The organism is Holdemanella porci (assembly GCF_019052655.1).
In the GTDB taxonomy this organism is placed as follows: Bacteria; Bacillota_I; Bacilli_A; order Erysipelotrichales; family Erysipelotrichaceae; genus Holdemanella; species Holdemanella hominis.
Map to the genome: position 1 here is coordinate 12304 of NZ_JAHQVB010000022.1, position 18932 is coordinate 31235.

An 18932-nucleotide genomic window follows, 5' to 3' on the forward strand; every position below is an offset into this window, starting at 1 on the left:
TATATCCCTATAATAAGCCTTTTTTCACCATTAGCCAACCCATTAGATGAATTGGTTGAACAAATTCGTTGTTTTTAATTAAATCATTGATTTCATCTTCTGTATATTCTTTGACTTCTAAAAATTCTGTCGAATCTAGATGCTGATTCGATACTTTTTCACAATCATCGGCATAATATAAATACGCATAATTATCCGCTATGGTAGGATTGCTGGGAATGGTATATATATGTTTCCAGTGATCTGAAACGTAGCCTGTTTCTTCTTGTAGTTCACGCTTAGCTGCTAATAAGGCACTTTCATGTTCGTTTCCTTCAATGCCACCCGCACAAAATTCAGTTGTTATTTTTTTTAGACCATGTCTGAATTGACGAACTGTTATATATTTATCATCTTTTGTTCTTGCGATAATCACGACAAAGTTTCTTCTTGAATAGTTATAGAAAGGGGAGAATTCCTTTCCGTCTGGAAGAATAAATGACTCTTTACGAAAGTCGATCCATTCATCTTGTACAATATGTTCGGTTTTATTTAATTTCCAATTTAAATCCATTTTTATCACCCAAATTATTATAATCCAAATAAAAAAAATAGTGTAACCAAAGTTACACTATTCATTGACTATGCTTGTTGAGCAATTCCAACGTATCTTGAACTTAATGCAGTCGCTAAAGCCATGTTTGAAACAACAGCTACGATGACTTCAGGAATCATATTTGTTCCTATGACACCAGCCATAACACCGTTCAATGCAGCTTGGCTAATGCCTAAAGCTTGTGAGTATTGAGGACCGAATAAGATAACGATCATCCCTAATACCATGATTGTGTGGCATACTGTCGCTACAGCTGCTGCAATACCTGCAGCGACTGGAGTATTCTTTGCGTATTTTTTCGCAAATTTAAATACATAACCAGCAATCACACCCAACAAAATACGTGGTACTAAAGCTATAACTAAACTAAAGAAGTTACCAGAAATTCCACCAACTGTGATAAATGGAGAGAAGACAAAGCTTGTGATTCCAGGTGTCATTGTAGCTCCAATTACGGAAGTACAACCAAATACGAATCCTAAGAAAGCACCGGCTGTAGGTCCCATTGTACTAGCCAAGATAATTACAGGCACGTGCATTAATGTAACACTTAATGCGTTGATACGTAAGTATCCAATTGGTGTTAAATACATGATGATTTCGATGGCTAAAAATAAAGCCAATAAGCACATCTGGCGTACTGATAGTTTTGATTTGTTCATATTTCCTCCTACTTTCGTTTCTTTTTAAGAATACGATGTAACTAATCGAATTGATATCTTCATACATAGATTATGGTCCTTAGATCCATATCCACAAAAAAACATCTTCAATAGTTTACAACAAAAAAAAACAGGAATCAAGTCCCTGTTTTAGTTCCAAAAATCAAATGGAGAAGAATAATCATCCGCATCATTGTTATAATAAGAAGATTGATTTGATGACTTACTTACATCTTTTCCTTCAAGCATAGTATTGATTGAATCTTTGACATCGCTGATCGCAATCGCATAGCCCATACCTTCTACATTCGTATCACTTAATTTGGCTGAGTTGATGCCAATCAATTCACCACTCATATTCAATAATGCTCCACCCGAGTTTCCTGGGTTAATAGCTGCATCGGTTTGAATATACGATTGTGATTTGTCTGTATCTGAACTTGTTGAAACACTACGATTTGTAGCCGATACAATACCTGTTGTAACACTTTGACCATAACCTAAAGCATTACCAATCGCAACGACTTGTTCACCGACTTGTAGTTTGTCACTATCTCCAATTGTCGCAATCGCAATTTGTTTTAAAGTATCTTCACTTAAATCACTTGTCTTAATCGATATCACAGCTAAGTCACGATCTGCATCTACACCTTTTACTGTGGCTTCAACATTTGTATTATCCGCTAATGTACAAGTAAGTGTAGTTGCACCTTCAATGACATGATAGTTTGTCAAAATATCGATTTCACCATTCTTTTTATTAATGATAACACCACTACCGACACTTGTACTTTCTTGTTGCGTAAACGGATTGCTTCTTGAGTTATTTCCATACATACTAAAATAATTTTGTACATCTGATACCGAAACATTGGTAATCGATACAATACTAGGCATACAATTTTGAGCGACTGCACTCACATTTGAAGTCGTTGAACTTGAAGTTTTCACAACATTTGTACTTTGAAGTGTTGTATCTTGTTTATTATAGTTATCAACCACATAGTTGACACCTTGAAAACTTCCGGCCGCAACTACACCAAATGTGGCCGCACTCAATACAAGCTTTGTACCTTTCTTTAATAATTTATGATTAGAATTTGGAATTTTTGGCATTTCATTTTTCATGTCCTTGTACCTCCTTATTTACAATACAAGGATATCGCAATAAGCTTAAATGAACTTTAAATTATTCCATATTTGTGTAACCCATTAAATACGTATCCACTTCTTTAGCACACTCTTTACCTTCGTGAATAGCCCATACAACTAAGGATTGACCTCTATGACAATCTCCAGCTGTAAAGTATTTGTCTTTGACTTGATAAGAATTTGGTTGTGTCACAATCGTGTTTCTTTGTGAAGTTTCCAATTTAAAATTCTTCTTTAAATCATCTTCAACACCAATAAAACCAGCCGCAATCAATAATAAATCACAGTCTAAAATTTGTTCGGAACCCTTTACTTCTTCAAGTTTACCATTGTTAAAGTGGACTTTTACTGTCTTGATCTGTTTCAGATTTTGCTTTTCATCTAAAATACATTCCTTAATTGTTGTTTCGTAGATGCGAGGATCCTTTTTAAAGATGGCAATCGCTTCTTCTTGACCATAATCTGTCTTACAGATCTTTGGCCATTCGGGCCAAGGATTACTTTGAAGTCTTTCATCGGGTGCTTTAGGCATCATTTCAATTTGAACAACACTTGCACAACCCTGACGAATGCTTGTACCAACACAATCATTTCCAGTATCTCCACCACCGACAATCACGACATGTTTATATTTGGCAGAAATTTCTTCTGTGTTATCCAACAAATGTTTCGTAGCCTTTGTAAGGTAGTCCACCGCAAAATAAATGCCATTACAATCACGATTCTTTACATTTAGATCACGAGCCTTTTTAGATCCAGTCGCAAAGACAATCGCATCATATTCTTTTTCCAATTCCTTTTTGGTGATGTCTTTACCTACATTCACATTGGTTTTAAAGATGATTCCTTCTTCCGAAAGTATTTCGAATCTTCTTTGAATGACTTTCTTTTCAAGCTTCATATTTGGAATGCCATACATCAATAAACCACCAATACGATCTTCTTTTTCAAAGACTGTCACAGAATGGCCTCTTCGATTTAAATCATGCGCAAGCGCAAGTCCTGCAGGCCCTGAACCAATGATGGCGACCTTTTTATCGGAGCGTACACTAGGAACATAAGGTGACATCCATTTGTTAGTATAGGCTGTTTCAATCGTATACAATTCATTTTCTTTGATTGTGACTGGTTCTTGGTCTAAACCATTCAAACAAGCTTTTTCGCAAAGAGCAGGGCAGACACGACCGGTAAATTCAGGGAATGGATTGGTTTTTAATAATCTTGATAACGCTCTTTTATCGTTGCCATTATAGATTTCATCATTCCATTCTGGAATTAAGTTATGTAATGGGCAGCCTGTCACCATGTTTTTTAACTTAATAGCTGACTGACAAAAGGGAACGCCACAATTCATGCAGCGTGCACCTTGTTTACGTCTTGTTTCTTCATCTAAAAAAGGATGAAATTCATTAAAGTTTGTGATACGAGAAAGAGGTTGGATGGCCTCGTTTTCTTGTCTTTCATATTCTAAAAATCCTGTTGGTTTTCCCATAATCTTTCATCCTTTCTAAGCATGTACTTGTTCAAAAGCCATTAGACTGGCTTCATCATCATGATAGCCTTTGGCCTTTAATTCTTGAATCAATGTTGTGATCTTTTCATAATCTTTAGGTACGATCTTTTTAAAGTTGGATAATTCATGATCAAGATTTGATAAAATCTTTTGGGCAACATCTGAATTTGTATATTTGTAGTGATTCTTTAATAATTGCGTTAATGTTTCAATATCCGCTTTACCACTCACTTCATACGTATTGACTAATTGTTTATTTAAACGTGTATATAAATCATGGTTAGGATCATAAATATACGCAATACCACCAGACATGCCCGCTGCTAAGTTTTTACCAGTTTGACCTAAAATCACAACAGTACCGCCTGTCATATATTCAAGGCCATGATCTCCAATACCTTCGACTACAGCACTTGCTCCTGAGTTACGTACCGCAAAACGTTCACCGGCCATACCACGAATATAGGCTTCACCACTAGTAGCACCATATAAGGCCACATTACCAATAATGACGTTTTCATTTGGCTTGAAAGTCGCTTCTTTTTTAGGTTGAATGATCAACTTACCACCAGATAAGCCCTTGCCAAAGTAGTCATTCGCATCGCCATGAACATCTAAAGTGATTCCTTTTTGTACAAAAGCACCAAAAGATTGTCCTGCACCACCGTTACAATGAACAGTATATGTATCGTCTTGTAGAGTGTTATTAAATTGTTTTGTGACTACACTGGATAAAATAGTTCCGACTGTACGATCTGTACTTGAAATGGAGATTGTTTCCGCATGAGGCTTTTTCTCATTGAAATAAGGCTCAAACTTAGGAAGCAATATTTTCATATCTACCGTTTTTTCAAGTTCAAAATCGTATGTATCTTTTGGCTCATAATGAATATTGTAAGGTGTCATTAAAATGTTAGAGTAATCCATATTCGCATCTTCATTCACTTCTAGATTGTCCGTATGACCCACCATTTCATTGATTGTGTGGTAGCCAAGATCAGCCATAATTTCTCTTAATTCACGCGCAATAAACAGCATGAAATTCATGACATATTCTGGCTTTCCTTTGAAACGCTTTCTTAATTTTTGGTTCTGTGTAGCCACACCAAAAGGACAAGTATCTAGATTACATACACGCATCATCATACATCCCATAGTAACAAGTGGTGCAGTCGCAAAGCCAAATTCTTCAGCACCTAATAAGCAGGCAATGGCTACATCTTTTCCGGTCATTAATTTTCCGTCGGTTTCAATTAAAACACGACTTCTTAAACCGTTCTCGACTAAGTTTTGGTGGGCTTGGGCCAAACCTAATTCCCATGGAAGACCCGCGTGGTGAATACTACTTTGGGAAGCCGCACCTGTTCCTCCATCATAGCCAGAAATTAAGACGACGGTAGCTCCGGCTTTGGCAACACCAGATGCAATCGTACCAACACCCGCTTCGGAGACAAGCTTAACACTAATTCGAGCTTTTGGGTTGGCATTTTTTAAGTCGTAGATCAATTGAGCTAAATCTTCAATGGAATAGATGTCGTGGTGAGGAGGAGGGGAAATTAAAGATACACCTGGCGTTGAATATCGAGTTTTCGCAATCCATGGATAGACTTTTTTGCCTGGCAAGTGTCCACCTTCACCTGGTTTTGCACCCTGTGCCATTTTGATCTGGATTTCTTTGGCACTGACTAAATATTCTTCGGTGACGCCAAAACGACCGCTCGCCACTTGCTTAATAGCCGAATTCTTTTCTGTACCTAAACGTTCTGGTTTTTCACCACCTTCACCTGAATTGGATTTACCACCCAATCGATTCATGGCGATGGCCATACATGTATGGGCTTCTTCAGAGATAGAACCATAGCTCATGGCACCTGTCTTAAAGCGTTTTACGATTTCGTATTCACTTTCCACTTCCGATAATGGGATTGAATTTCTTGTCTTTTTAAAGTGCAATTGACTTCTTAAATGATGTTTTTGATTATTTGAATTCAATTCACTGGAATATTCTTTAAATAAATCGTAGTTATTGGTTTGTGTAGCTCTTTGAAGTTTCACAATGGTTTCAGGAGAATATAAGTGATCCTCTTTTCCATCACCCTTTCTAAGTTTATGGAATCCAATGGAATCTAGACTTGTATCGGTTGTAAGTCCTAATGGATCATAAGCACGATCATGATGATAGATCAAATCTTTTTCAATATCTTCTAAAGTGATGCCCTCCACTTCACTAATAGTGTTTGTGAAGTAGGTATCGATAACTTCTTTAGAGATGCCAATGGCTTCAAAGATTTGAGCGCCTTGATACGATTGAAGCGTTGAAATACCCATTTTTGCGGCAATCTTAACAATACCTTTTAAAATGGCTTCATTATAATCATCAATCGCAATATTTACTTCTTTATCTAACATATTCAATTGAATCATTTCTTCAATACATTCATGTGCTAAATATGGATAGATGGCAGTTGCACCATAACCTAAAATCGTTGCGAATTGATGAACATCTCTTGGTTCACCACTTTCTAGAATGATGGATACATCGGTTTTCTTTTTCGTCTTAACTAAGTGTTGTTCTAAGGCAGACACAGCTAAAAGACTTGGAATGGCCATGTGACCTTCATCGACACCTTTATCGGAAAGAATCAAAATATTGGCGCCATTTCGATAGGCTTTATCACATTCAATAAATAAGTTTTCTAATGCTTCTTTTAACGATGTGCCACGATAGAATAATAGAGAAATCGTTTCATTTTTAAATCCTGTCTGATTTAATTGACGAATCTTATCCATATCGCGTGATGTTAGAATGGGATTATTGACCTCTAAGACGGTACAGTTGCCGGATTTATCTTGGAGCAGGTTTCCATCACTACCAATATAGATGGTTGTATCTGTGACAACTTCTTCACGTAAAGAATCAATTGGTGGGTTGGTTACTTGGGCGAAGAGTTGTTTAAAGTAATGGAATAAACTTAAATGATTTTGGGAATAAATTGCCAAAGGAATATCGGTACCCATCGCACTTGTTGGTTCAAGTTTTACGCGGGCCATTGGTAAAATAATATCTTTTACATCTTCATAGGTATAGCCGAAGACTTTATAAAGAATATCTCTTTCATGTTGCGAGTGGATGTGTGTTTTTTTATCAGGAGCTGGTAGATCCTTCAGGTATAATAAGTGGTTGTCTAACCATTCTCCATATGGATTTGAAGAGGCATATTCATTTTTAAGATCATAGTCTTCAATCAATTTCTTTTTCTTGGTATCCACAAGTAGCATTTTACCGGGTTCAAGTCTTGATTTTTTTACGATTTTCTTTTCATCAATATCCAATACACCAACTTCACTTGATAAAATCAACATGTTGTCGCTTGTTAGGTAGTAACGACTTGGTCGAAGTCCATTACGGTCAAGTACAGCTCCGACTTTTTGCCCATCACTAAATAAAATAGCGGCTGGACCATCCCATGGTTCCATCATTGTGGCATAGTAGTGGTAGAAATCTTTCTTCTTTTGATCCATGGTTTGGTGTTTCCATGGTTCTGGAATCAAGATCATAACGGCTTTTTCAAGTGGCATGCCATTCATGACTAAGAATTCTAGGGCGTTATCTAACATGGCAGAATCGGAACCCGAAGTATTGATGATGGGTAAGATCTTACTTGAATTTTCATCCAAGAATTTTGAATGCATACTTTCTTCACGTGCTAACATCTTATTGACGTTGGCACGGATGGTATTGATTTCACCGTTGTGGGCAATATAGCGGTTTGGATGCGCTCTTTGCCATGATGGTGTTGTATTGGTAGAGAAACGTGAGTGTACGATCGCAATCGCAGACTTATAGTTTTCATCTTGTAAATCAAAGTAGAATTTTCTTAATTGAGAAACGAGAAACATACCTTTATAAACAATGGTACGACTGCTTAATGAGGCCACATAGGTTTCTTTACAACTCTTTTCAAATTCGCGTCGAATCACATATAGCTTTTGTTCTAGATCTGTATCGCCTTGGACAAAGGCTTGGTAAATGCTAGGCATACAATCTTTGGCTTTTTGGCCGAGGATGGAATCATCACATGGAACTTTTCGCCAAGTGATGAATGTGCATCCTTCTTGTTCGACAAGTTTTTCAAACATTTTTTTGTGTTGGTTTAAAAGCAGTTTATTTCTTGGCAAGAAAAACATACCGACACCATAGTGTTCGGGTAGTTTGATGTTGTCTTTCTTTAATGTGTTGCGAAAAAAGTCATCACTGATTTGAAGGAGAATACCAACTCCATCACCCACTTTACCACTGGCATCTTTACCAGCGCGGTGTTCTAGTTTTTCTACAATGTGCAATGCTTTGTCTAAGACATCATAGCTTTGTTTGCCATCGATTTGAACTACGGTACCAATACCGCAGGCATCGTGTTCGATTTCATAATTCATAATTTACACAATCCTTTCTATTTTCCACTGTCTCCATAGTTTGATAAATAACGAGCACTCGGATCGTTGACGTTACATCCTTGCCAGTTTTTATTTGGCATCCAGAAATCTTTGATCATGCCTGCCTGTTCAGGGTAGTAAGATTCAAAAATTTCACGATATAATAGAGACTCTTTTGTGAATGGAGTACAGTATTTATATTGTTTGATTTTTTCTTCAAATTCAGCATCTGTATACTGCTTTTCGGCATATTCTTTAATATCATCACTTAATGAGTGACCGACCGCATCGGAGAAGGCGGCTTTTTCTCGCATTAAAATATCGTAAGGAAGAATTTTGTCTTTTTCAAACGCATGACGAAGTAAATATTTTCCTTTATTGTACGTATTCATTTTCTTTTTTGGATCTATAGCCATAACGTATTTGACAAAATCTAAATCGCCAAAGGGAACACGGGCTTCAATGGAGTTTGTGGAAATACAGCGATCGGCTCTTAATACATCGTACATATACAGTTCATGTATACGTTTAACACTTTCTTGTTGGAATTCTTGGGCGCTTGGGGCAAAATCTGTATATTTGTAGCCAAACAATTCATCACTGATTTCTCCAGTTAGTAATACGCGAATGTTACTTTGTTCATGAATGGCTTTACAGATGAGATACATTCCAATGCTGGCGCGAATGGTTGTGATGTCAAAAGTAGCCAAAGTTTGAATGACGGATTTGATAGCATTTAAGACATCTTCTTTATTAATAATGATTTCATGGTGGTTAGAGCCAATAAAGTCAGCGACTTCTTTGGCATATTTTAAATCGATCGCATCTTCTTCCATTCCAATCGCATAGGTTTCAATGGGTTTATTGAGTAATTTTTGACTGATGGCACAAACTAGACTTGAATCTAATCCTCCACTCAATAAGAATCCTAGTGGGGCATCGGCATCCAATCTTTTCTTGACACCCTCCACTAATTTATCGTGAATATTGGAACAGATTGTTTCTAGATCTGAAGTGATTACTTCATCAACTTTAGTAATGTCTAAGTAACAAGTGAATTTGCCATCGGCATAATAGTGTCCTGGAGGGAATGGAAAGATTTGTTCGACAATGGAAACTAGGTTTTTGGCTTCAGAGGCAAAGACGATATTATGATTTTGATCATAGCCATAAAATAATGGACGGATTCCGATTGGGTCTCTGGCGGCAATAAAATCGTTTTTCTTGGCATCATAAATAATGCAGGCGTATTCAGCGTCTAATTTTTTAAACATGTCTAAGCCGTATTTTTCATAGAGTGGTAGAAGAATTTCACAGTCGCTTTGTGAGACAAATGTATAGCCGTTTTTTTCAAGTTCATCTTTGATGGCTCGAAAGCCATAGATCTCACCGTTACATACCACATAATTGCCATTTCTTTCAAATGGCTGCATGCCAAGAGGACTTAGTCCCATGATGGATAGTCTTTGAAAGCCTATATAGCCGCATCCGACTTCTTGAATTCTTTCGTCGTCTGGACCTCTTGTATATGTCGCAAGTAATGCTTGATGAATGGATTCTTTATCTACTTTTAATGATTTATATCCAATAATTGTACACATAAATTACATCTCCTTTATAGACGGAAAAACCGGGCGTATGCCGGTTTATTGAATTCCGAATAATAATTTTCCATATGTTGGAAATGGCCAATCTCTATTAGAAGTAATGACTTCAAGTTCGTCGCATGGTTTTCTTAAAGCGGCCATGTCTTGGATAATGAAGTCTCTTACATAGAAGGCTGATTTTTCAAAATCATCAATTTCATGTAGTTTTTTAACATCGTTTTCAAGTGTCATCATAGCTTGGTAAGCTTCGGTTAAATATTCACTGATTTTTTTAGCTGTTTCAAGTTCATAGGTTAAGTCGATACCGATTGCCTTTTTATTTGTGATGGTATCTGTCAATTCTTTAGAGAACTTACTTGCGGCTGGTAAAATGTCTTTTTTCGCGATGTCTAACATGGTCAATGCTTCAATGTTGATTTGTTTTTCGTATTCATCCATTAAAATCTCATATCTTGATTCCACTTCTTCTTTAGATAAAACTTTTTGTCTTTCAAATAGGGCAATGTTTTCTTCGGTTTTGAAGTATGGAAGGGCATCTGGCGTTGTCTTTAAGTTTAATAAGCCTCTAGACTCCGCTTCTTTAACCCAAGAATCATCATATCCGTTGCCATTGAAGATAATGCGCTTGTGGTTTTTGATAGTATCTTTGATCAAAGCATGTAATGTAGTGTCAAAATCATCGCTAGCTTCAAGAATGTCCGCAAATTTTTCGATTTCATCCGCAATGACTGTATTTAACACAATATTGCATCCGGCAATACTTGAGTTAGATCCGGGCATTCTGAATTCGAATTTGTTTCCTGTAAATGCGAATGGAGAAGTACGGTTACGGTCGGTTGAATCTTTAGGGAATTTAGGAAGAACGGTTGCTCCAATCTTCATCAATTCTTTTTCTTTTCCATCATATGGTTTGTCTTCTTCAATGGCCTTTAATACAGCAGTTAATTCATCACCTAAGAAAATAGAGATAATAGCTGGAGGCGCTTCATTAGCACCTAGTCTATGATCGTTACCTGCAGTGGCTACGCTTAATCGTAGTAAGTCTTGGTGTTCATCTACAGCTTTAATAATAGTAGCTAAGAAGACTAAAAATTGTGCGTTTTCATGAGGTGTATCGCCTGGTTCTAATAAGTTGATTCCTGTATCCGTAGATAAAGACCAGTTATTGTGCTTACCACTTCCGTTGATTCCTTCAAATGGTTTTTCATGAAGTAGGGCAACCAATCCATGTTTTTTCGCAACTCTTTGAATCAATTCCATTGTCAATTGGTTGTGGTCTGTTGCGATATTTGTCGTTGTAAAGATTGGGGCTAATTCATGTTGAGCAGGTGCTACTTCATTGTGTTCAGTTTTTGCCAAGATGCCAAGTTTCCATAACTCTTTATTTAAATCGGACATAAATTCTTGAACACGACTTTTGATTGTTCCAAAATAATGATCTTCCAATTCTTGTCCTTTAGGGCATGGTGCACCAAATAATGTACGTCCTGTATAGATCAAGTCTTTTCTTTGTTCATAATATTTCTGGTCAACTAAGAAATATTCTTGTTCAGGTCCGACGGTTGTTTTAATGGTTTGAACATCGTCATTGCCAAATAATTTCACAATACGTAAGGCTTGTTTATTAATGGCCTGCATACTTCTTAATAGTGGTGTTTTCTTATCTAGGGCGTGTCCTGAGTAAGAGCAGAAAGCGGTTGGAATACAAAGAACTCCGTTTTTAATAAAGGCATAGCTTGTTGGATCCCAAGCTGTATATCCTCTTGCTTCAAATGTGGCTCTTAATCCACCATTTGGAAAACTTGAGGCGTCTGGCTCACCTTTGATTAATTCTTTTCCACTAAATTCCATAATGACTTTGCCATCTTTATCTGGATTGATGAAGCCATCATGCTTTTCAGCTGTAACTCCTGTCATTGGTTGGAACCAGTGTGTATAGTGTGTTGCTCCTTGTTCTAAGGCCCATTCTTTCATAGCGTGGGCTACCGCGTTTGCGATTTTGATATTTAACTGTTTTCCATCGCGAATTGTTTTTTCTAATTCGCGATATGTATCTTTTGCGAGCTTTTCTCGCATAACAGATTCATCAAAAACTTTACTTCCAAAAATTTCTTCTACGATCGATTTCATAATGGCTCTCCTTTACATAAAAAAAGGGCAAGGACACTAAAAAAACTAGGGTTTGACCTATGTTTTCTTTGGCGTCCTTGCCATGTATGCATTCATTATAAACAGATATTTTGTGTTGTCAATGAAAAAATGTAAAATGATTTGAAAACAGGATGAAAATAGTGTATTAATTATTTGAGGTGAATTGTATGACGTATAATGATGTATTAAATTTTTGTGAAGAACAAGACGTTCGATTTATTCGTCTTTCTTATTTTGATATGTATGGTACACAGAAAAATGTTTCTGTTTTGCCAACCGAATTAAAAAGGGCATTTGTGGAAGGAATTAGCTTTGATGCCAGTGCCATTGATGGCTTTCTAGATGAAGTGCATAGTGATCTATTCTTATATCCAGATCCAAACACTATGAGTATCTTGCCATGGCGCAGTATGGATGGAAGTGTCATTCGTATGTATTGTGATATTAAATATCCGGATGGGACGCCTTTTGAAAGGGATGTGCGCTATATATTAAAGAAAGCGGTCAATAAAGCGAAAGAAATGGGAATCAGTGTTAACTTTGGTTCAGAATTTGAATTCTATTTATTTAAGCAGGATGAAAATGGAGAAAATACTTATGTCCCATTGGATCGTGCGGGGTATATGGATATTTCACCATTAGATAAAGGGGAAAATGTTCGTCGTGAGATTTGTTTAACATTATCGGAAATGGGAATTGATCCAGAGGTTTCGCATCATGAGATGGGTCCTGGGCAAAATGAGATTGATTTTCGTTATTCAAGTGCTTTACAAGCAGCGGATAATGCGGCTACATTTAAGTGGGTTGTAGAGGCTTTAGCGAATATGCAGGGTTTAGTCGCTGACTTTTCACCAAAACCTTTAGAGGATCAGCCCGGTAATGGGATGCATATTAATATGAGTGTGGATCAACATGAAGAGCTGTTGATGCCTTTTATGGCGGGTATTTTAAATCATATTGAAGAAATGACAGCTTTTTTAAATCCGACAAAACACTCCTACAAGCGTTTTGGGAAGGATAAGGCGCCAAGCTATATTTCCTGGTCGTATCAGAATCGTAATCAATTGATTCGTATTCCGGCTACACATTCGACAAATCGTATGGAGTTAAGAAGTCCGGATTGTAGCTGTAACATATATCTTACGTATGCCTTATTGATTTATGCCGGTTTAGAGGGGATTGAAAAGAACATGGTACCCGATCCTTGTACGGATATTGTATCGAGTGATACAAGAAAGCTTCCTCAAAGTTTAAAAGAGGCAAAGGTAAAGGCTTTGAATTCGGATTGGTTAAAACAAGTTTTAGGAAAAGATGTAGTGGATATTTATGTTGGGTAAGTGCGTATGGAGGCAAGTAAAGTATTAGTGCTTGGAAATGAGAATTTCTTAGCTTTATTAAAAAATACGGCCAATTATCAATATGTACTTTCGAAGACATATAATGATGCATTAAATAAGTTGAGAAATACGCATTTTGAGATTGTTGTGATTTTATATTCGCAAACGACAAGTGGGCTTTTAAATTTTGCGAAGAGTTTAAATACACAAGTTCTTTTGGTGTGCAATAAGGAAATCTATGATCAAGTTTCATATCAGTGTAAAGATAGTGGTATAATAGTTCTGTCGTATCCCATCAAGAAGCAGTTGTTGTATGAAGCATTTCAGATTCTTATGAGTGTGAATAGGCGAATCCGACTTTATGAAAAGAAGATCAGTAAGCTTGAACAGAAATATTTAGAGTTGAAGATGGTGGATCATTGTAAGTTGGTTTTGATTTCAAATTATCATTGGAGTGAAGACAAGGCGCATCACTATATTGAAAAGATAGCGATGGAGCAGAATAAGACGAAATTCTTGGTGGCTAAAGAGTTATTAGAGGAGTTTCAAACATGAAAAAGATTCAAAAGACCAATGCGATGCGTTTTCTAGATCAGCATAAAGTAGAATATGAAGCGCATACGTATGAACATAAAGATGGTGATCCCGTAGATGGTGTGCATGTTGCGAATATGTTACATCAGCCGGTGGAAGCGGTGTATAAAACTTTAGTTACACAGGCAAACACAAAGGAATACTTGGTGTATATGCTTCCAGTTGAAAAGGAACTGGATTTAAAGAAGTGCGCAAAAATAGCCGGAGTCAAATCTTGTGAAATGATCCATGTGAAGGACATCAATAAGATTACGGGCTATATTCGTGGTGGTTGTTCTCCACTAGGTATGAAGAAGCAATTTCGTACGTTTATTGAAATGGATTGTTTAAATCAAGATAAGATCTATTTTAGTGCAGGTAAGATTGGTATGCAGATTGAGATGGATCCAAAGACATTGATGGATTTAATTCATGTTCAAGCAGGCGATATCACAAAGGAGTAATTTTATGTGGGCGTATGAGAGTGTATTTTATCAAATCTATCCTTTTGGAGCTTGTGGAGCGCCATTTGAGAATGATCATGTTCTAGAACATAGAATTCATAAATTAGAGGATTTTATTCCTCATTTAAAGAAATTAAACATTGACTGTATTCTATTGAATCCAATTTTTGAAAGTCGTACGCATGGTTATGATACAACGGATTTTAAAACGTTAGATACAAGATTGGGTACCAATGAAGACTTAAAGGAAGTTGTAAATCAATTCCATGAAAATGGTATTCAAATTATTTTAGATGCCGTGTTTAATCATGTGGGACGTGATTTCTTTGCGTTTCAAGATGTATTAGAAAAGAAGTGGGATTCACCTTATAAGGATTGGTTCTATATTGATTTTAATGGAAACAATCACTACAACGATGGCTTCTGGTACCAGGATTGGGAAGGCAATGACATCTTAGTGAAGTTGAATCTTCAAAATTCACAAGTAGTAGAATACATTTTAAGTGTAGTGGATTTCTGGCAAGAAGAATTTAAAATTGATGGTTTAAGATTAGATGTAGCGTATTGTTTGGATAAAAATTTCCTACAAACTTTACACAATCATGTAGATAGAGATTTCTTCCTTTTAGGTGAAACTTTACATGGTGACTATAATCAATGGATGAATGAGAATATGTTGGATTCTGTCACAAATTATGAGTGTTATAAAGGATTGTATTCGAGCTTTAATTCAGCTAATTTATATGAGATTCTTTATTCATTGAATCGTCAATTTGGCAAAGATCCATGGTGTTTATATACGGGTAAGCATTTGTTTAACTTTGTGGATAATCATGATGTAGAAAGAGTTGCGTCGATTTTAGAGGATAAAAACCAATTGCCTTTAATTTATACCATGTTGTTTACTATGCCAGGTATTCCATGTATCTATTATGGCAGTGAATGGGGTATGGAAGGTACAAAAAATTGGAATGATACAGATCTTAGACCGGAAATCAAGGTATTTGAGTGGAATGAGTTAACGGATACCATTCAAAAGTTAATCCATCTGAAACATAATCATTCCGCTTTATATTATGGAGACTATACACAGATTGGTATCACAAATACGGCTTGTATTTATCAAAGACAAGATGAAAAGGAATGTCTATGGATTTGTATGAATATGAAGAGTGTTGTTCAAACATTAGGTTTTAATGGTCAAGGTAATTTCATCGACATGGAAACCAATGAAGAACTTTATATTCATAACTCACTTGAGTTCAAGCCTTATGAAGTAAAATTATTAAAGAAAGTATCGTAATGGATACTTTTTTTCATATGATATAATTTAGAAGAGGTATTTGTATATGGAAAATTGGATTCGAAATCATGATTCGTTTTATGTAACGAAAGATGATCAAAAAATAAGTTTTAGTGATGATTTCATCAAGTCAGAAGAAAGAACAACAGGATTAGGTAAGGGTATTTATAGCACGTATAAATATTTTGATACATATATTTGGAAAGAAGATAGTACGAATCATTATTATTTTGAGTGGATTCCTAAAGTGGATGAAAATATTAAAGAGGTTCATTTTCCAGATAGTTTTGTATGTGAAGACAAGGATGGCTATTCAACCATTCCTTATATGCAAGGGTTATTGATTCCCAATCGATATGAGTATGATTATAGTCATATTGCCTTTGATGGTCAGTTTACAAGTTGTGCTGCCTATATGCCTTGGCTTAGTCAAACCAATAATGGAAAAGGGTATATCGCAATCAATGAAACGCCTTGGGATTCTAAATATACAATTGATCATGATGATAAGGGGACAAGGCTTCAATTTGTATGGTTAACAAGTCTAGGTAAGATGCGATATAAGCGTGTTGTTCGATATACTTTTGAAAGTAATATGGATTATAATCGTGCGTGTAAGATTTATCGAGAGTATGTTAAAGAAAGTGGCTTATTTAAATCTTTAAAGGAAAAAGAAGTTACACTTTCTAAAATATCAGATCTTCAACAGTGTGCTGTTGTACATACGGGTATTAAGGCACATACGGAAAAGGATTCACGTTTTTATAATGGACAACAGGATGTGATTCATTCTTTTGATTCGGTAAAAGAGATGATTCAAAGTCTTCATAAATTAGGCTCGAACAAACTTTATCTTCATTTGGATGGTTGGGCAGATCCTGGCTACGACAATTGTCATCCGGATTATTTGCCGGCATGTATTGAAGCTGGTGGATGGGCTGGTTTAAAGAATTTACAGGATAATTTAAGTTCTCAAAATGATTTATTTGGCTTACATGATCAGTATCGTGATTATTACTATACGGCTAAAACACATGATGAAAACCAAGCCATTCAATTAGAGGATGGTGAAGTGTTTGAGCATGCCAATTGGGCTGGGGGAAGACAAAACTACTTGTGTGCAAGTCTAGCACCGAAGTATGTAAAAAGAAACTACACTGAAATCTTAAAACATATTAATTTGGATTGTGTATACTTAGATGTATTTTCTTGTAATGAAATGGATGAGTGCTTTAATCCAGAGCATTTGATGACTAGAAAAGAGTGTATGGAATATCGAAGAGCTTGTTTTCAATATATGACAAATAGAGGAATCATACCTTCAAGTGAAGAGTGCGGTGATTGGGCCATGCGAGAACTTGTATTTTCGCATTATGGTCCTTATGAGTTTATGATGAAAGAAGAAAATGAGAAAAGAATGGGAATAGCAGTACCTTTGTTTAATCTTGTGTATCATGATTGTTTCATTTTGCCTTGGCCAATGGATAAAAAACAAGAAGACTATATGTTGTATGCATTACTAAATGGTGGTATTCCATATGTGGTAAGGAATGCACCTTATGATAATGTGGATGGTAATTTTGGCTCTGATGGCTTATCCATAGAAGATCGAATTAAACGTGCAAATGTTGTTCTAGATTTTTATCAAAAAATTAAAAATGAAGAAATGGTAGAACATAAAATCATCAATGATCATATTCAACAGACCACTTTTAGTAATAATATCACAGTTGAAATCGATACAAAGGAGAATACGTATAGAATTGTATGAAAATATTAGTTTTGGTTTTACTATTATTAACATGCTGTACAAAGGCACAACCAGAACTTAGAGAAACTAAAGAAGTTCAAACTTCAATACCTTATTCAGATGAGGAATTGATTGAAAGTGCAAATGACCAAATTGAGGATGAAGCATATTATGTGGATTCAATAACTCAACAGTCGGATACAGAAGTGTGGTTTTCATTAAAGAATAAAGATTTAAACAAGCAATATGTCTTTAAATATGAAGGTGATGAGTTAATTCCAGATCGAATAGAGTAGGTAAGAAGTATGTTAAGTAGAAAACAAATGATTGGACTTGCGATCACTCGAATGATGATGCAGGATAAGTGGGCTGAAAAGTATGATCCGGATAATCGTTTTGGGATCAATCAATATGATTATAATTTGGAGAAAGACTATTTATTCGCGCTTCAAAGGGAATGGAAGAATTCTATTTGGGATTCGGATAAGGTTGAAAAATATGTAATGTTCTAGACTATACAAGCTTTGATGAATATGAAGAGGATGTTGAAGAGTGTCTTGCACGTCTTAAAAAACAGGAAGAGTAAAAGCAGGAAAAGCTCCTAATTAAAGGGGCTTTTGTGCGTTTCTAGACTTTTTGATATGTTGACATTTACAAATGGCAGTTCGATTGGAACTCAATTGATTTTCAACATATTGTTTAAGATTACGATATCGATCAAGGTCATTTGATTTTTCTTTGGCTTCTTTTCTTAAGCTTTCTAATTCAAGACGCTCGTGATTTAGTCGTGATCAAAGCTATTCTTTTTTTCTTGTAGCGTAACTACATCTTCAAGATTCACTCTGTATTTAGAGAATACGGTTGGTACATCCATCAACATTTGCATGTCAATCTTTTGTGGTGTCTCATAAATACAAAGAACGGTATAATCAATGTCTTTTTGTTTGTCCATGATTTGAATATCTGTATAGTGAAGATCATTATTGAGATAGTCAATCTTTTGATGAATCACATTTAACAAATGGAGATGAATTAGACCTTGATACATTAAAAGATAGAAAAAATGCTTTGTTTGTCATTATTTCAGATACAGACGATACATTTAATTTTGTGGTATCAATTATGTATTCACAGTTATTTAATTTACTTTGTGATAAAGCGGATGATAAATATGCTGATAGATTACCAGTCCATGTTAGGTTTCTATTAGATGAGTTTGCGAATATTGGTTTAATTCCTAAGTTTGAAAAGTTGATAGCTACAATTCGTTCAAGAGAATTTTCTGCAAGTATTACATTACAAGCACAATCACAATTAAAAGCTATCTATAAAGATATGGTACTACGTCAAGAAAAAGGACTCATAAAATAGATAAATTTTAAATTCTAATG

The 18932-nt window shown here is 35.7% G+C and carries 15 protein-coding genes and 1 pseudogene; 8 read left to right on the plus strand and 8 right to left on the minus strand.

Annotated elements, in window-relative coordinates:
* Nucleotides 1-7: 7 nt before the first annotated feature.
* From KTQ83_RS05635 to KTQ83_RS05665, 7 genes are all read right to left on the minus strand, one after another.
* Entirely contained in the window at nucleotides 8-553 is a 546-nt protein-coding gene (locus KTQ83_RS05635) for an NUDIX hydrolase (protein ID WP_217256220.1), read from the minus strand.
* Nucleotides 554-621: 68 nt separating this feature from the next.
* Entirely contained in the window at nucleotides 622-1257 is a 636-nt protein-coding gene (locus KTQ83_RS05640) for an ECF transporter S component (protein WP_217256221.1), read from the minus strand.
* A 150-nt stretch (nucleotides 1258-1407) separates the two neighbouring features.
* Entirely contained in the window at nucleotides 1408-2385 is a 978-nt protein-coding gene (locus KTQ83_RS05645; RefSeq protein WP_217256222.1) for a S1C family serine protease, read from the minus strand.
* Between the two features lie 61 nt (nucleotides 2386-2446).
* Nucleotides 2447-3901, minus strand: a complete 1455-nt coding sequence (locus tag KTQ83_RS05650; protein WP_217256223.1) for a glutamate synthase subunit beta — start codon at nucleotides 3899-3901, stop codon at nucleotides 2447-2449.
* Between the two features lie 15 nt (nucleotides 3902-3916).
* Nucleotides 3917-8356 carry a glutamate synthase large subunit gene (gene gltB, locus KTQ83_RS05655; protein WP_217256224.1) on the minus strand — a complete coding sequence of 1480 codons (4440 nt, stop codon included), beginning with the start codon at nucleotides 8354-8356 and terminating at the stop codon, nucleotides 3917-3919.
* A gap of 17 nt (nucleotides 8357-8373) precedes the next feature.
* On the minus strand, nucleotides 8374-9957 hold the full coding sequence (gene asnB / locus KTQ83_RS05660; RefSeq protein ID WP_217256225.1) for an asparagine synthase B: 1584 nt from the start codon (nucleotides 9955-9957) through the stop codon (nucleotides 8374-8376).
* Nucleotides 9958-10002: 45 nt separating this feature from the next.
* Nucleotides 10003-12093, minus strand: a complete 2091-nt coding sequence (locus KTQ83_RS05665) for a glutamine synthetase III family protein (protein WP_217256226.1) — start codon at nucleotides 12091-12093, stop codon at nucleotides 10003-10005.
* A 188-nt stretch (nucleotides 12094-12281) separates the two neighbouring features.
* Here KTQ83_RS05665 and KTQ83_RS05670 point away from each other — a divergent pair, with 188 nt between their 5' ends.
* Genes KTQ83_RS05670 through KTQ83_RS05700 form a run of 7 tightly spaced genes read left to right on the plus strand, consistent with a single transcriptional unit; the run spans nucleotide 12282 to nucleotide 18053 of the window.
* Nucleotides 12282-13451: a glutamine synthetase family protein gene (locus KTQ83_RS05670; RefSeq protein WP_217256227.1), complete on the plus strand. Its 1170-nt coding sequence runs from the start codon at nucleotides 12282-12284 to the stop codon at nucleotides 13449-13451.
* A gap of 6 nt (nucleotides 13452-13457) precedes the next feature.
* Nucleotides 13458-14006, plus strand: a complete 549-nt coding sequence (locus KTQ83_RS05675) for an ANTAR domain-containing response regulator (RefSeq protein WP_117923638.1) — start codon at nucleotides 13458-13460, stop codon at nucleotides 14004-14006.
* The gene (ybaK, locus tag KTQ83_RS05680) at nucleotides 14003-14488 is read left to right on the plus strand and encodes a Cys-tRNA(Pro) deacylase (protein ID WP_217256228.1); all 486 of its coding nucleotides are present in this window, start codon (nucleotides 14003-14005) and stop codon (nucleotides 14486-14488) included. The genes KTQ83_RS05675 and ybaK overlap by 4 nt, the downstream gene beginning before the upstream one ends.
* 4 nt (nucleotides 14489-14492) lie before the next feature.
* Entirely contained in the window at nucleotides 14493-15791 is a 1299-nt protein-coding gene (locus KTQ83_RS05685; protein WP_217256229.1) for an alpha-amylase family glycosyl hydrolase, read from the plus strand.
* Between the two features lie 46 nt (nucleotides 15792-15837).
* Nucleotides 15838-17562: a DUF5696 domain-containing protein gene (locus KTQ83_RS05690; protein ID WP_217256230.1), complete on the plus strand. Its 1725-nt coding sequence runs from the start codon at nucleotides 15838-15840 to the stop codon at nucleotides 17560-17562.
* On the plus strand, nucleotides 17559-17837 hold the full coding sequence (locus tag KTQ83_RS05695; RefSeq protein WP_186999468.1) for a hypothetical protein: 279 nt from the start codon (nucleotides 17559-17561) through the stop codon (nucleotides 17835-17837). Before KTQ83_RS05690 ends, KTQ83_RS05695 begins: the two co-directional genes overlap by 4 nt.
* Before the next feature lie 9 nt (nucleotides 17838-17846).
* Nucleotides 17847-18053, plus strand: a complete 207-nt coding sequence (locus KTQ83_RS05700) for a hypothetical protein (protein WP_186999469.1) — start codon at nucleotides 17847-17849, stop codon at nucleotides 18051-18053.
* 269 nt (nucleotides 18054-18322) lie between these two features.
* On the opposite strand, the gene KTQ83_RS05705 is transcribed toward KTQ83_RS05700, so the two are convergent.
* On the minus strand, nucleotides 18323-18589 hold the full coding sequence (locus KTQ83_RS05705; protein WP_117923650.1) for a hypothetical protein: 267 nt from the start codon (nucleotides 18587-18589) through the stop codon (nucleotides 18323-18325).
* Here KTQ83_RS05705 and KTQ83_RS05710 point away from each other — a divergent pair.
* A pseudogene (locus tag KTQ83_RS05710) lies at nucleotides 18568-18876 on the plus strand (type IV secretory system conjugative DNA transfer family protein); the annotation flags it as partial. The gene KTQ83_RS05705 and the pseudogene KTQ83_RS05710 sit on opposite strands and share 22 nt — an antisense overlap.
* Nucleotides 18877-18932 lie beyond the last annotated feature (56 nt).

Bases quoted from the DNA above. Each gene is read 5' to 3' on its own strand.
- KTQ83_RS05645 (WP_217256222.1), bottom strand. From the start codon at position 2,385: ATGAAAAATGAAATGCCAAAAATTCCAAATTCTAATCATAAATTATTA.
- ybaK (WP_217256228.1), top strand. From the start codon at position 14,003: ATGAAAAAGATTCAAAAGACCAATGCGATGCGTTTTCTAGATCAGCAT.
- KTQ83_RS05665 (WP_217256226.1), bottom strand. From the start codon at position 12,093: ATGAAATCGATCGTAGAAGAAATTTTTGGAAGTAAAGTTTTTGATGAA.
- KTQ83_RS05640 (WP_217256221.1), bottom strand. From the start codon at position 1,257: ATGAACAAATCAAAACTATCAGTACGCCAGATGTGCTTATTGGCTTTA.
- KTQ83_RS05695 (WP_186999468.1), top strand. From the start codon at position 17,559: ATGAAAATATTAGTTTTGGTTTTACTATTATTAACATGCTGTACAAAG.
- KTQ83_RS05705 (WP_117923650.1), bottom strand. From the start codon at position 18,589: ATGTATCAAGGTCTAATTCATCTCCATTTGTTAAATGTGATTCATCAA.
- asnB (WP_217256225.1), bottom strand. From the start codon at position 9,957: ATGTGTACAATTATTGGATATAAATCATTAAAAGTAGATAAAGAATCC.
- KTQ83_RS05690 (WP_217256230.1), top strand. From the start codon at position 15,838: ATGGAAAATTGGATTCGAAATCATGATTCGTTTTATGTAACGAAAGAT.
- KTQ83_RS05675 (WP_117923638.1), top strand. From the start codon at position 13,458: ATGGAGGCAAGTAAAGTATTAGTGCTTGGAAATGAGAATTTCTTAGCT.
- KTQ83_RS05635 (WP_217256220.1), bottom strand. From the start codon at position 553: ATGGATTTAAATTGGAAATTAAATAAAACCGAACATATTGTACAAGAT.
- gltB (WP_217256224.1), bottom strand. From the start codon at position 8,356: ATGAATTATGAAATCGAACACGATGCCTGCGGTATTGGTACCGTAGTT.
- KTQ83_RS05685 (WP_217256229.1), top strand. From the start codon at position 14,493: ATGTGGGCGTATGAGAGTGTATTTTATCAAATCTATCCTTTTGGAGCT.
- KTQ83_RS05670 (WP_217256227.1), top strand. From the start codon at position 12,282: ATGACGTATAATGATGTATTAAATTTTTGTGAAGAACAAGACGTTCGA.
- KTQ83_RS05650 (WP_217256223.1), bottom strand. From the start codon at position 3,901: ATGGGAAAACCAACAGGATTTTTAGAATATGAAAGACAAGAAAACGAG.
- KTQ83_RS05700 (WP_186999469.1), top strand. From the start codon at position 17,847: ATGTTAAGTAGAAAACAAATGATTGGACTTGCGATCACTCGAATGATG.